The sequence below is a fragment of the Rhodococcus sp. NPDC127527 genome (genome assembly GCF_042672245.1).
Taxonomy (GTDB): domain Bacteria; phylum Actinomycetota; class Actinomycetes; order Mycobacteriales; family Mycobacteriaceae; genus Rhodococcus_G.
The window spans coordinates 372,863-385,232 of sequence record NZ_JBHXVP010000002.1; the positions used below are offsets into that span (position 1 = coordinate 372,863).

At 71.2% G+C, this 12,370-nt stretch carries 14 protein-coding genes; 5 read left to right on the forward strand and 9 right to left on the reverse strand.

Annotation, left to right across the window (positions count from 1 at the left end):
• Positions 1-89: 89 nt before the first annotated feature.
• On the forward strand, positions 90-1,127 hold the full coding sequence (locus ACFVH2_RS04695; protein WP_378422759.1) for a CobW family GTP-binding protein: 1,038 nt from the start codon (positions 90-92) through the stop codon (positions 1,125-1,127).
• A 167-nt stretch (positions 1,128-1,294) separates the two neighbouring features.
• Here the strand turns inward: ACFVH2_RS04695 and ACFVH2_RS04700 are convergent, their stop codons facing one another.
• The 4 genes from ACFVH2_RS04700 to glp all read right to left on the reverse strand — a co-directional run bounded on the left by ACFVH2_RS04700 (position 1,295) and on the right by glp (position 5,722).
• Positions 1,295-2,803 (reverse strand): DEAD/DEAH box helicase, encoded by a 1,509-nt coding sequence (locus ACFVH2_RS04700; RefSeq protein ID WP_378422761.1) that lies wholly within the window; start codon positions 2,801-2,803, stop codon positions 1,295-1,297.
• A 297-nt stretch (positions 2,804-3,100) separates the two neighbouring features.
• Positions 3,101-3,514, reverse strand: coding sequence for a molybdenum cofactor biosynthesis protein MoaE (locus tag ACFVH2_RS04705; protein WP_378422763.1), 414 nt, complete (start codon positions 3,512-3,514; stop codon positions 3,101-3,103).
• A complete protein-coding gene (moaCB, locus tag ACFVH2_RS04710; protein WP_378422765.1) occupies positions 3,507-4,541 on the reverse strand; it encodes a bifunctional molybdenum cofactor biosynthesis protein MoaC/MoaB in 1,035 nt (344 codons plus the stop codon). The genes ACFVH2_RS04705 and moaCB overlap by 8 nt, the downstream gene beginning before the upstream one ends.
• Entirely contained in the window at positions 4,538-5,722 is a 1,185-nt protein-coding gene (glp, locus tag ACFVH2_RS04715) for a gephyrin-like molybdotransferase Glp (protein WP_378422767.1), read from the reverse strand. The genes moaCB and glp overlap by 4 nt, the downstream gene beginning before the upstream one ends.
• Positions 5,723-5,845: 123 nt before the next feature.
• Between glp and moaA the strand changes: the two genes are divergently transcribed.
• On the forward strand, positions 5,846-6,916 hold the full coding sequence (moaA, locus tag ACFVH2_RS04720) for a GTP 3',8-cyclase MoaA (RefSeq protein WP_378422769.1): 1,071 nt from the start codon (positions 5,846-5,848) through the stop codon (positions 6,914-6,916).
• Positions 6,909-7,163: a MoaD/ThiS family protein gene (locus tag ACFVH2_RS04725; RefSeq protein ID WP_378422771.1), complete on the forward strand. Its 255-nt coding sequence runs from the start codon at positions 6,909-6,911 to the stop codon at positions 7,161-7,163. The genes moaA and ACFVH2_RS04725 overlap by 8 nt, the downstream gene beginning before the upstream one ends.
• Here ACFVH2_RS04725 and ACFVH2_RS04730 read toward each other — a convergent pair whose 3' ends face one another.
• Positions 7,164-7,937, reverse strand: coding sequence for an SDR family oxidoreductase (locus tag ACFVH2_RS04730; RefSeq protein ID WP_378422773.1), 774 nt, complete (start codon positions 7,935-7,937; stop codon positions 7,164-7,166).
• Between the two features lie 4 nt (positions 7,938-7,941).
• Positions 7,942-8,781: an ammonia-dependent NAD(+) synthetase gene (gene nadE, locus ACFVH2_RS04735; protein ID WP_378422775.1), complete on the reverse strand. Its 840-nt coding sequence runs from the start codon at positions 8,779-8,781 to the stop codon at positions 7,942-7,944.
• Positions 8,782-8,807: 26 nt separating this feature from the next.
• On the opposite strand from nadE, the gene ACFVH2_RS04740 reads away from it, so the two are divergent.
• A complete protein-coding gene (locus ACFVH2_RS04740) occupies positions 8,808-9,362 on the forward strand; it encodes a nucleosidase (RefSeq protein WP_378422777.1) in 555 nt (184 codons plus the stop codon).
• 6 nt (positions 9,363-9,368) lie between these two features.
• Here the strand turns inward: ACFVH2_RS04740 and ACFVH2_RS04745 are convergent, their stop codons facing one another.
• The gene (locus tag ACFVH2_RS04745) at positions 9,369-10,154 is read right to left on the reverse strand and encodes an META domain-containing protein (RefSeq protein ID WP_378422779.1); all 786 of its coding nucleotides are present in this window, start codon (positions 10,152-10,154) and stop codon (positions 9,369-9,371) included.
• 18 nt (positions 10,155-10,172) lie between these two features.
• Positions 10,173-10,754, reverse strand: a complete 582-nt coding sequence (locus ACFVH2_RS04750) for a TetR/AcrR family transcriptional regulator (protein ID WP_378423173.1) — start codon at positions 10,752-10,754, stop codon at positions 10,173-10,175.
• 138 nt (positions 10,755-10,892) lie between these two features.
• Between ACFVH2_RS04750 and ACFVH2_RS04755 the strand changes: the two genes are divergently transcribed.
• Entirely contained in the window at positions 10,893-11,456 is a 564-nt protein-coding gene (locus ACFVH2_RS04755; protein WP_378422781.1) for an NAD(P)H-dependent oxidoreductase, read from the forward strand.
• Between the two features lie 58 nt (positions 11,457-11,514).
• On the opposite strand, the gene ACFVH2_RS04760 is transcribed toward ACFVH2_RS04755, so the two are convergent.
• Complete coding sequence (locus ACFVH2_RS04760) at positions 11,515-12,318, reverse strand: putative protein N(5)-glutamine methyltransferase (protein ID WP_378422783.1); 804 nt, start codon at positions 12,316-12,318, stop codon at positions 11,515-11,517.
• Positions 12,319-12,370: the final 52 nt, after the last annotated feature.

Consider the following 12,370-nt stretch of genomic DNA (forward strand, 5'->3'; position numbering starts at 1 on the left):
AGGCCGGACATCCCAGGTGTCCGGCGCCGAACGCATCACCCTCACCCCGTCCGCCTACGATGGGTGGTCGATTCGAGGAGGGTGCGACAGTGGCCAAGCGGCGGATACCGGTGATCCTGGTGGCCGGATTCCTCGGCTCGGGCAAGACCACCCTGCTCAACCACCTGCTCCGGGGCAGGCACGGGGTGCGGATCGGCGTCATCGTCAACGACTTCGGCTCGGTCAACATCGACGCGATGATGGTCGCCGGCCAGGTCGACTCGATGGTCTCGCTCAGCAACGGCTGCCTCTGCTGCGCGGTCGACGTGAGCGAGATGGACGGGATGCTCGACCGGCTCGCACATCCGCGCTCGGACATCGACGTCATCGTCGTCGAGGCGAGCGGCCTCGCCGAACCCCGCAACATGGTGCGACTGATCCTCGGCAGTGAGAACCCCCGCATCGGATACGGCGGACTGGTCGTGCTCGTCGACGCCGCCGAGTTCGAGGACACCCGGGCGCGCCACCCGGACCTCGACCTGCACGTGCGGATGGCGGACCTGGTGGTGCTCAACAAGACCGACCGGATCTCGGAGCCGGAACTGGACGCCACCCTCTCCCGCATCGGGGGACTGAACGATCGGTCGCCGGTGCTGCCGACGGTGCACGGCAGGGTCGATCCCCGGTTGCTGTTCGACGAGGTGACCCGGTTCGACGACGGTCCGCGACAGCTGAGCCTCGACGAGCTGCTGGCGGAGCCGGACGAGCACGACCACGACTGCGCCGGCCACGAGCACCTGCACGACCACTACGAGTCGGTGACGTTCACGAGCGCGCGGCCGCTGGATCCACGGGCGTTGGTGCGACTCCTCGAGGATCCGCCCCCGGGCCTGTATCGCGTCAAAGGCTATGTGTACTTCGGCATTCCGGGCCATGCGCAGCGGTACACCCTGCAGACCGTCGGCCGGCACATCCGCTTCGATACGGCCGCCTGGGGCCGCGGGCAGGCCCGGGCGACCGAGTTGGTCCTCATCGGATCCGGTCTCGACACCGACGACGTGCTCCGTCGTCTCGACGACTGCGTCCGGGTACACGAAAGCGGTGCAGAGGCCATGACCGGCGTGCACCGCTACGTGGTGGAGAACTAGACCTTAGTGCCCCGCGCCCGAAGTCTTCTCGCGGTTGCCGGGGCCCACGCGGCGCCTCGCTGCGTTGTCGGAGCCCCAGGTAGAACACCGCTACCTGGGGCTCCTCCGCCTTCCGATGCATCCACGTGGATCCCCGGCAACCATCAATGGACTTCGAGCACGAGGCACTAGGGCCGCGTGGCGCGCCGACGGCGCTGGTTGCTGCCGCCGCCCTGGGAGCCGCCCGACCCGGGGGTCTCGCTGCTGTACATCACCTTCGGCTGCCCCGATCCCTGTCCGCGTCCGCGGCCGCCCGAGCTCCGACCGCCGCCGGTCGCGGCACCGTCGCCGCCTCGTCCCGCTCCGGAACCGGACTGCCCGCGCCCGCGGCCGCCGCCCTGGCCGCCGCCGCTGCGGGCACCGCCCTGCCCGCCGCGACGCGGACCGCCACCGCCTGCGCCGCCACGGCGGCCGCCGCCCTGGCCCTGCGGCTGGGTGGCGGGCTTGGGGACGGGAACCACGTGCGGTGCGATCTCGCCGACGAGCGCGGTGACCGGATCGGAGTCGGCGGTCACCTGCTGCGGCGTCACCTTGATGGCGGCCTTGCGCATCAGGATCGCCAGATCCTTGCGCTGCTCGGGCAGCACCACCGTCACCACGTCGCCGGCACTGCCCGCGCGCGCCGTCCGGCCCGAACGATGTAGGTAGGCCTTGTGTTCGGCGGGTGGGTCCACGTGCACGACCAGCTCCACCTCGTCGACGTGCACGCCGCGGGCGGCGACGTCGGTCGCGACCAGCACGCGTGCCTCGCCCGCGGAGAACGCGGCCAGGTTGCGGTCGCGCGCGGCCTGGGAGAGGTTGCCGTGCAGATCCACCGACGGGATGCCCGCCTCGGTGAGCTGACGAGCGAGCTTGCGTGCCTGATGCTTGGTGCGCATGAACAGGATTCGACGACCGGTGCCGGACGCGAGCTTGTGCACGAGGGCCTTCTTCGCCTCGACGCCGGAGACGTCGAACACGTGGTGGGTCATCGCGGCGACGGGGGAGTTGGCCTCGTCGACCGAGTGCAGCACCTCGTTGTGCAGGAACTTCTTGACCAGCTTGTCCACCCCGTTGTCCAGGGTGGCCGAGAACAGCAGTCGCTGGCCGTTCTCCGGGGTGGCGGACAGGATCCGCGTCACCACCGGCAGGAAGCCGAGGTCGGCCATGTGGTCGGCCTCGTCGAGGACGGTGATCTCCACGGCGTCGAGGGAGACGAACTTCTGCTTCATCAGGTCCTCGAGGCGACCGGGGCAGGCTACGACGATGTCGACGCCGGCCTTGAGGGCCTGCACCTGACGATGCTGGGAGACGCCGCCGAAGATGGTGGTCACCCGCAGGTCGTAGGCGGCCGCGAGGGGCTCGAGCGTCGCGGAGATCTGGGTGGCCAGTTCGCGGGTCGGCGCGAGGATCAGGCCGACCGGGCGGCCGGGGCGACGGTTGCCGCCCGCGAGGTCGCCGGCCAGGCGGGCGACCATCGGGATGGAGAAGGCCAGGGTCTTGCCGCTGCCGGTCTTGCCTCGGCCGAGCACGTCGCGGCCGGCGAGGGTGTCGGGCAGGGTGTCGACCTGAATGGGGAACGGAGAGGTGATCCCGTTGGAGGCCAGGGCCTTGACGAGGGGATCGCGCACGCCGAGGTCGGCGAAGGACTGCGTCATTGTGGTGGAGTGCCTTTCGGGCATCGGGTTGCGCTGGGCACCGCACGGTCGGACTCGGGGTCCGCACGTGAAAGTCAGCACAAAAGTGGCGAGATTGCCGGTGGGCAAAATCGATCGCCGCAAGAAGAGCTCGTGCTGGGGTGCACCGGTCGGCGCGTGGGAAGCGGCATTCGATGCCGTGACCTGCGCGCCGAGGAAGCGTTCCACGACGTTTGGCGCGCAAACTGTCCGCGCCAAGTGACTTCCAGCATAGCCGAAGTTGGGAACTGCTCCGGCGTCGCCTGCGTCACACCTGTCCTAGAGTCCCACCCACTCCGTGACGCCGTCCGCGAAGCGCTGACGCTTCCAGATCGGCACCTCGGCCTTGATCCGTTCCACCAGAAGGGCGCACGCGGCGAAGGCCTCCGCGCGGTGCGGCGAGGCGACGGCCGCGACGAGCGCGAGATCGCCGACCACGAGCGCGCCCACGCGGTGCACCGCGGCCACCGGAAGGCCCGACTGCGCGGACACCTCCTCGCAGCAGCGCCGCAGGAAACGCTCCGCGTCCGGGTGTGCCTGGTACTCGAGCGCCGAAACGGGTTGCCCGCCATCGTGGTTGCGGACGACGCCGCTGAACAGGACGACGGCGCCGTGCTCGGGGCCTGCGACCGCGGCGTCGACCGCGGCCGGGTCGAGGGGTTCGGACGAGATGCGGGCCAGCAGTTCACGCATCGTGCATCCCTCCGCCCGAGACCTGCGCCAGCAGGTGGTCGAGGATCGGTTCGAGTACCGACATGCCGTCGCGCACACCGCCGGGGGAGCCCGGCAGGTTCACCACCACGGTCCGTCCGGCGAGGCCGGCGAGTCCGCGGCTGAGGGAGGCGTGCACCGTCTTCTCGGTTCCCTTGCGGCGCATGGCCTCTGCGATACCGGGGAGTTCCCGGTCCAGGACCGCCCGGGTGGCCTCGGGGGTCTGGTCGGTGGGCGAGGCGCCGGTGCCGCCGGTGCTCACCACGAGGGACGGCGCGCCGGCGAGGGCGTCCGCGAGGCCGGCGGCGATCTCGGCGTCCGCGTACACCAGGGGGCCCCGCACCGAGAAGCCCTGTGCCGTGAGCCAGTCCGCGAGCATCGGGCCCGTGGTGTCCTCCCGGGTGCCGGCGGCGCCGCCGGTCGAGGCGACCAGCACCACGGCGCTGCGATCGCCCGCGGCGGGTGCCTGCGTCTCGGGGGCGGGTCGCTCGGCGCCGGCTTGGCCGCGCACCCAGTGCCCGCGCTTGCCGCCGTCCTTGGTGAGCAGCCGCACCGCGTTGAGGCTCGCCGCGGGGTCGACCGCCTTGACCATGTCGTGCAGCGTCAGCCCCGCCACCGCGACGGCGGTCAGTGCCTCCATCTCCACCCCGGTCTGCCCGGTGGTCTTGGCGGTCGCCTCGATGGTGATGGTGGTGTCGGTGAAGCCGAACTCGACCTTCACCGACGTCAGTGCCAGCTGGTGGCACAGCGGGATCAGTTCCGAGGTCCGTTTCGCGCCGGCGATGCCGGCGATCCGGGCGGTCGCGAGCACATCGGCCTTGGGCATGTCGTCGGCGCGCACCAGCGCGATCACCTCGGCGGTGGTCTGCAACTCGCCCGCCGCGACCGCGATCCGGGCCGTGCTGGCCTTGGCGCCCACGTCGACCATCCGGGCCCGGCCCTCGCCGTCCAGGTGGGTCAGGTTCGCGTTCGCGGCGTCCCCGAGGGGTTCTGCACTTCGGTCGTTCACAGGGGCCACACCCGCACGTCGTCTCCCAGTTCCATCGTCGTCACGCCCTCCGGGACGTCGATCAGCACGTCCGCCCGGGCCAGCGCCGCGACCAGGTGCGATCCCGGTCCCGATTCCAGTGTCACACCTCCGGCGACGCGTCGCCCGCGCAGGAACTGCCGTTTGCCGGGCACCGACGTCAGTGGGACCTCGAGTGGCAGCCGCTCCACGGCGTTCGGCGCGAGTCCGGCCGCGCGGCGAAGTTCCGGTCGGGCGAACACCTCGAACGAGACCAGCGTGCTGACCGGATTGCCGGGGAAGTTGAGCACCGGAACGCCGTCGATCTCGGCCAGTCCCTGGGGTCCGCCGGGCTGCATCGCCACGTGCCCGAACCAGCCGCCGAGCGGCGTGAGCACCTCCCGCACGACCTCGAACTCGCCCATCGACACCCCGCCCGAGGTGACCACGAGGTCGGCGGATGCGGTTGCGCGGCGCAGGATTTCGCGGAACAGGTCTGGGTCGTCGGTGCTGCGGTCGACGGAGACCACCTCGGCACCGTTGGCCTCGAGGCTCGCCGAGAGCGCGATGCCGTTGGAGTCGTAGATCTGCCCCGGCTCGAGCGGCAGGCCGACCTCGACCAGCTCGGCCCCGGTGGTGATCACCGCGACCCGCGGTCGACGCAGTACCGGCACCTCCACCAGGCCGACGGCCGCGAACATCGACAGGTGGCGCGCGGTGAGCAGGGCTCCGCCCGCCAGCAGCAGGTCGCCGGCACGGACGTCGCTGCCGCGCTCGCGCACGTACTCGCCCACGTCCCGGGCGACCCGCACGGTGACCTCGTCGGTGGTGGACTCGGTGTCCTCGACCGGCACCACCGCGTCGGCCCCCTCCGGAACCGGCGCGCCCGTCATGATCCGGACCGCGGTGCCCGGCGGCAGGTGGGCGGGACCGGCGTCCCCGGCCGCGACCGTCTCGGCCACGGGCATCGTGACGGGTGCGCTGCGCACCGACGCCGCCGCGACCGCGAACCCGTCCATCTGCGAGTTTCGGAACGGCGGTAGGTCGAGCGGGGAGTGCACGTCTGCCGCGAGGACACGGCCCAGCGCGGCGGTGACCGCGACGAGCTCGGTGCGGTGCGCGAGGGCCGGGGCGAGCAGGGCGCGTACGCGGCTCGCGTGCTCGTCGACAGATCTGCTGGTCATCGCGTCCTCTGCGGCATGGGTTCATATCCTAGGCAGATTTCGGGCGGCTGCGGCGGTGGGTCTCGAAGCGCGCGGTGGAGCGTCCGGACGGCATACTGGTGAGGTGACAGTGCAGGTGAGCCGATGACTGCAACCGTTCGTCCGGTGCAGATGGGCTTGCCGCGCGTCCGTTCGTCTGTTTCATCCATTTCCGACCGGCCCGAGGTGCCCGGTCTGATCGACCGATTCGGCCGGGTCGCGAAGGACCTGCGGGTGTCGATCACCGAGAAGTGCTCGCTGCGCTGCACGTACTGCATGCCCGCGGAAGGCTTGCCGGCGATTCCGCAGAACCGACTCCTGACTCCCGACGAGATCGTGCGACTCGTGCGGATCGCGGTCGAGGACCTGGGGGTGGACCAGATTCGGTTCACCGGCGGCGAACCGCTGATGCGCCGCGACCTCGAGGACATCGTGCACGGCTGCGCCCGCGCGGTTCCGGGCACCCCGCTGTCGATGACCACGAACGCGGTGGGGCTCGAACACCGCGCGCAGGGGCTGGTGGATGCGGGTCTGACGAGGGTCAACATCTCGCTCGACTCGATCGATCGCGCGCACTTCGCCGAGCTGACCCGACGCGACCGCCTGCCGTCGGTGCTCGCCGGTATCCGCGCGGCGGCACGGGCGGGTCTGGCCCCGCTCAAGGTGAACGCGGTATTGATGCCCGAAACACTCAGTGGCGCAGCCGATCTGCTGGCGTGGTGCCTCGAGGAGGGGGTCCGCCTGCGTTTCATCGAGGAGATGCCCCTCGATGCGGACCACACCTGGGACCGGTCCTCGATGGTCGACGCGCAGCGACTGCTGGCGGTGCTGGGGGAGCGGTTCGACCTCGCCGAGATCGGGCGCGAGGACCCGTCGGCGCCCGCCGAGGAGTGGCTGGTGGACGGCGGCCCGGCGACGGTCGGCATCATCGCCTCGGTGACCAGGAACTTCTGCGCGGACTGCGACCGGACTCGGCTCACCGCCGAGGGCACGGTGCGGTCCTGCCTGTTCAGCGACGAGGAGGTCGACCTGCGCGGCGCGATGCGTGCGGGGGCGAGCGACGAGGATCTGGCCGCGCTGTGGCGCGGGGCGATGTGGAACAAGTGGGCCGGGCACGGCATCGACTCGGCGGGTTTCGAGCCGCCCAGGCGCAGTATGGGGGCGATCGGTGGCTGAGCGATCCGTGGTGGTGCGCTACTTCGCGGCGGCGGCGGACGCCGCCGGGCGCACCGAGGAACTCGTTCCGCTCGCCGTGGGGGCGACGCTCGGCGACCTGCGGGCGGTGTTGGTGGACCGGCACGGCCCGGGCATGGAGCGTGTCCTCGGCGTGGCGGCATTCCTGCAGTACGACGAACTGACCCGTGACCTCGCCACGGCCGCGTCCGCCCGGGTGGACGTGCTGCCACCGTTCGCCGGCGGCTGATCAGGATCGGTTCTCGGCCAACCACTGCTCGAAGGTAACTGTGCCGCAACGGTTGTCGGGCGCCAGGTTCAATCCGGCGCGCAGGAAGCGGCCGGGCGGTCCGGGCAGCGGCACACCGAGCACGAGCGAACGGCTGCCGGTCGACTGCTTCCAGGTCTCGGCGAGTTCGTGCATCGTCGCGACCTCCGGTCCGCCGACCTCGAGCCGGTCGCCGGCGGCGTCGGCGAGTGCCGCGTCGGCGAGCGCGCGACCCACGTCGGTCGGCGCGATCGGCTGGAACCGCGCGCCGCGGACCGCGGGGAGGACGCCGACCCGGGCGGTCGCGGCGAAGACCGACCGCAACAGCGAGTGGAACTGGGTGGCCCGCACGATCGTCGTCTCCAGCCCGGACGCGGCGTAGATCCGTTCCTGCTCGGCGATGGCCGCGTAGTAGGAGAACCGGACCCGGTCGACCCCGACGATCGACAGCAGCACCGCGCGCCGCACCCCCGCGCCCCCGGCGGCCCGGGTCAGGTTCCGGGCGCCGTCGGTGAAGACGGCGCGGGTCTTGCGGGTCTGGCCGTTGACCGCGGACACCAGCACGTCCACGCCGTCGAGTGCGGCGGTCAGGCCCTCCCCGGTCAGCAGGTCGCCGGGGGCATGCTCGATTCCGGCAACGACGGCCGACGGCGCACGCCTGCTGAGCACCCTGACCCGGTGGCCGCGGGCGTGCAGTTCGGCGGCCGCCGCGCTACCCGCGGTGCCCGTGCCGCCCGCGACCAGGACGGTGCTCATCGCGTCACTTCCACCAGTCGTCGAGTGGGGTCACCGGCACCGCGCGCTTGTGCCGGGTGGCCAGGAACATGCCCTCCAGCCTCGTGGCGACCGCGTCCGTCACCTCGCGGCCCTCGAGGTAGTCGTCGATCTCCGAGTAGCGCAGGCCGAGCGCCTCCTCGTCCGGCAGGGCGGGGCGGTCGTCCTCGAGGTCGGCGGTCGGGACCTTGGACCACGTGCTCTCGGGCGCCCCGAGATGGGCGAGCAGCGCCGCGCCCTGGCGCTTGGACAGCCCCGTCAGCGGGGTCAGGTCCACGCCGCCGTCGCCGAACTTGGTGAAGAACCCGGTGATCGCCTCCGCGGCGTGGTCGGTGCCGATGACCAGGTGACCGAGCTCGCCCGCGATCGCGTACTGGATCACCATCCGTTCGCGTGCCTTGATGTTGCCGCGCACGAAGTCTCGCAGTCCACCGTTGTGTCCGATGACCTCGGCGATGCCGTCCGCGCTCTCGCCGGCGGCCGCGTCGGTGCTCGGCTTGACGTTCACCACCACCGAGCGGTCCGGATCGATGAACTTCAGCGAGACCTGCGCGTCGTGCTCGTCGGCCTGTACCCCGTAGGGCAGCCGGACGGCGACGAACTCGGCCTCGTGGCCCTCGGCCCGCAGTTCGGTCACGGCGAGCTGGGCCAGCCTGCCCGCGAGGGTGCTGTCCTGCCCGCCGCTGATGCCGAGGACGAAGCCCTTCGCAGGGGTGGACCGCAGATAGTCCTTGAGGAACTGCACGCGGGTGCGCACCTCGGACGCCGGATCGACGGTCGGCTTCGCACCGAGTTCCTGCAGGATACGAGCGCGCAGAGTGGCCATGCGGGCCACTCTATAGAGTTCTGGAGGTGACCACCGAGCAGATTCTCGTCGTGTCCGCCACCGCCGCGGAGGCCGCCCACGTTCCGTCCGGATTCGAGGTGCTGGTCACCGGAATCGGCAAGGTGGACGCGGCGGTCGCGGTCGCCGAGGCGCTCGGTCGGTACCCGGAGAGCGGGCGGCCTCGGGTGGTGAACATCGGGACCGCGGGCGCGCTGCACGACCATCATTCGGGTCTCTTCGTGCCGTCGGCGGTGCTCAATCACGACATCAGTGCGGAGGTGCTCGGTTCGCTCGGATACCCGGTGCGGGACCGGATCTCGATCGACGGGGGCGACGGGTCGGTGCTCGCCACGGGCGACATGTTCGTCACCGATCCGGCGGTGCGCGCCGATCTGGCGGCCAGGGCCGACCTGGTGGACATGGAGGGGTTCGCGATCGCCGCTGCGTGCGAGCGGATGGGGGCGCCGTGCCGGATCGTCAAGCACGTCAGTGACCGTGCCGACGACTCGGCGCTGGACTGGCCCACCGTGGTGGACGCCAGCGCGCGAGTCCTCGGGGCGTGGCTCGCCGATCACTGCTGACGACAGCTACTGGGCGTGCAGGCCCAGCCCGTGACCGTCGGGGCGCATGAGTCGCAGCCGGTCGGCGTCGATCGTCGCGGTCGTCGGTCCGTCGAGAACCGCCAGCACCGCCCGCTCGACCTCGGCGACGTCGTCGGGGCACGCCATCCTGGTGGTGGCCAGCGGCCCGAAGGTCACCGTGTCGCCGGAGACCTCCGCGGTGCCGGTGAATCTGTTGCATCCGGTCGAGCCGGTCACCTTCCCGTCGGCTGCGACAGTCAGTGTGGGAGTGGACTGTTCGAGCGCCACCGAGGTGGTGACGGCGGTCGGGTCGATGATGGTGTCGACCACCCAGGTGGTGCCGACGAGCGGGCGGTCCGGCTGCGCGACCTTCTTGTCGAGCAGGGTCACGGTGGTCGTGTCCGAGCGCAGGGTCAGGGTGTCGTCGGTCAGGTTCCAGGTCGGTGTGGACTCGAGGAACCCGGTCATCCACGCGTCGGCGCCGGCCTTGTCGCCGACGCAGGCCATCATCGTGGTGGCCAGCGGTCCGGTGGTGAGCTTCCCGTCGCTCAGGTCGGCGGTGCCCGAGGCGCGATTGCAGCCGGCTGACGCGGAGATCCGGTCGGGTGCGACGAACTCGACGGTAAGCGGTCCGCCGCCGGGGATGGGCGGGCCCTCGACGGCGGTCGAGACGAAGGTCCGGTCCAGCAGGCCGACCTGGGGTGGCGGTGACGCCGGGGTCTGGCTGTTCGAACAGGCGGTGAGGGCTGCGACGGCCAACAGCGTGGGAGCGACCACCCGGAGAATGCGCATTTCCGGAGCCTAGTGAAGTCAGGGCTTTCGGGTGACGCGGCGCGCCAGGTCTTCCCAGCTGTCGGCGATCCGGTCGATCGAGATGTGCAGGTTCCGCACCTGGTGCAGGACCAGGCCCGCCTCGAGTGGGGCGAGCAGGCTCGTCGCGAGGAGTCGGAGATCGCCGTGGGTGCCCGCCGCGTCGAGCAGTGTGACGATGTGGGTCAGGCCGACGTTGCGGGCGGGCCCGCCGAACCGGAGTTCGGGCGCGGTCTCCACGGCGCGCAGGACGTCGCCCTGGACTTCGACCATCGACAGCCGGGCACGGCCGTACGCGACGAGCCGGTCGACCGGATCGGCGCCGGGACCCAGCGGCGGCGGGCCGAACATGAAGGCCTGTTGGAGCTCGGTCTCGGTGTGGTCGAGCAGGGCCTGCATCAGTCCGGACCGGCTGCCGAACCGACGGAAGACTGTGCCCTTGCCCACACCGGCCTTCGTCGCGACGGCGTCCATCGTGACCGCGTCGGCGCCGCGCTCGGCGACGAGCAGCGCGGCCGCATCCAGCAGCAATGCTCGGTTGCGCGCGGCGTCGCAGCGTTCGGCCTCGTGGGGCTGCGCCATGGGGACTTCGGTGGGCTGCACGTCCGGAATGGTACCCCGACGGGAATACAAGTGGACCGCGGTCCGGTTGTCTTGCTATATCTAGTTGAGCCCACAACCGTCATCCATCGTTTGCGACCACCCGAAGGAATCAGTCCCATGTCACAGACCCGTGTTCTCGCCCTCGTCGGCAGCCTGCGAGCCGGCTCCGTCAACCGCCAGCTCGCCGAGACCGCCGCCCGCACCGCGCCCGAGGGCGTCGAGGTGACCGTGTACGAAGGTCTCGCCGAGGTGCCCTTCTACAACGAGGACATCGACGTCGAGGGCACCATCGCCTCGGTGGACGCGCTGCGCGCCGCCGCGGCCGGGGCCGACGCCCTGCTGCTCGTCACCCCCGAGTACAACGGCACCATCCCCGCCGTTCTCAAGAACGCAATCGACTGGATCTCCCGTCCCTACGGCGTCGGCGCCGTCAAGGACAAGCCGGTCGCCGTGATCAGCGCGTCCCCGAGTGGCAACGCCGCGAAGTGGGCGCACGAGGACACCCGCAAGGCTGTCGGCGTCGCGGGTGGCAGGGTGCTCGAGGACGTCTCGCTGTCCATCGGCGCGACCTTCGAGAAGTTCGGCGAGGGTCACCCGAGTGACAACGCCGAGGTCGCCGGCCAGGTGGCGGCGGTCGTCGCCGGTCTGGTGTCGGCCACCGGCGAGCTCGTCAGCGCCTGACGCTCAACCGAATTCGCCCGACAGGCCCCGGTCCGCACGGACCGGGGCCTGTCGTCGATCACGCCGACTGCTGCATCGCCGCGATCACGATCGTCGCGCCGAGGTCGTCGCGACGGGCCACCCGGGGCACCAGACCGACGTCGGCCATTGCCGCCACGGTCACCGGGGCCTGCTTCTCGCTCGTCTCGATCAGCAGGTGGCCGTCCGGCGCCAACCAGGCGGGCGCGCTCGCCGCGACGCGGCGCTGGATGTCCGCTCCGTCCGCTCCGCCGTCGAGGGCGACACGTGGCTCGTGCAGTCGGGCCTCGGGTGGCATCAGTTCGATGGAGTCCGTGGGCACGTAGGGGGCATTGACGACGAGTAGGTCGACCTGGCCGCGTAGCGTGCCCGGCAGCGCGTCGTAGAGGTCGCCCTCGTACACCCGACCGTCCGGGAGGTTGCGCCGCGCGCAGGCGACCGCCGCAGGATCGATATCGCTGGCGTACAGGGTGATTCGATCGAGTATGGCGGCCAGTGCGGCGCCGACGGCACCCGAGCCGCAGCAGAGGTCGACGACGACCGGTGGCCGGCCGGTGGTGGACCTGGCGACGGCTGCGGCTCGTTCGGCGAGGAACTCGGTTCGCCTGCGCGGCACGAAGACTCCGGGTTCGACCGCGATACGCAGACCACAGAACTGGGCCCAGCCGAGCACCTGCTCGAGCGGCAGTCCGGCAACACGGCGTTCGAGCATGGCGGCGAGGGAGGCGGGGGTGCTCGCGGTGGCGAGGAGCAGCCGCGCCTCGTCCTCCGCGAAGACGCAGCCGGCCGCGCGGAGGGTGCCGACGACGGCGGAGGGATCGAACGGTGACGGGGAGGCTGACATGAAAGCGTCTTTCGGGACTGCCGAACGGCTGCGAACGCACGCTACACCAGGT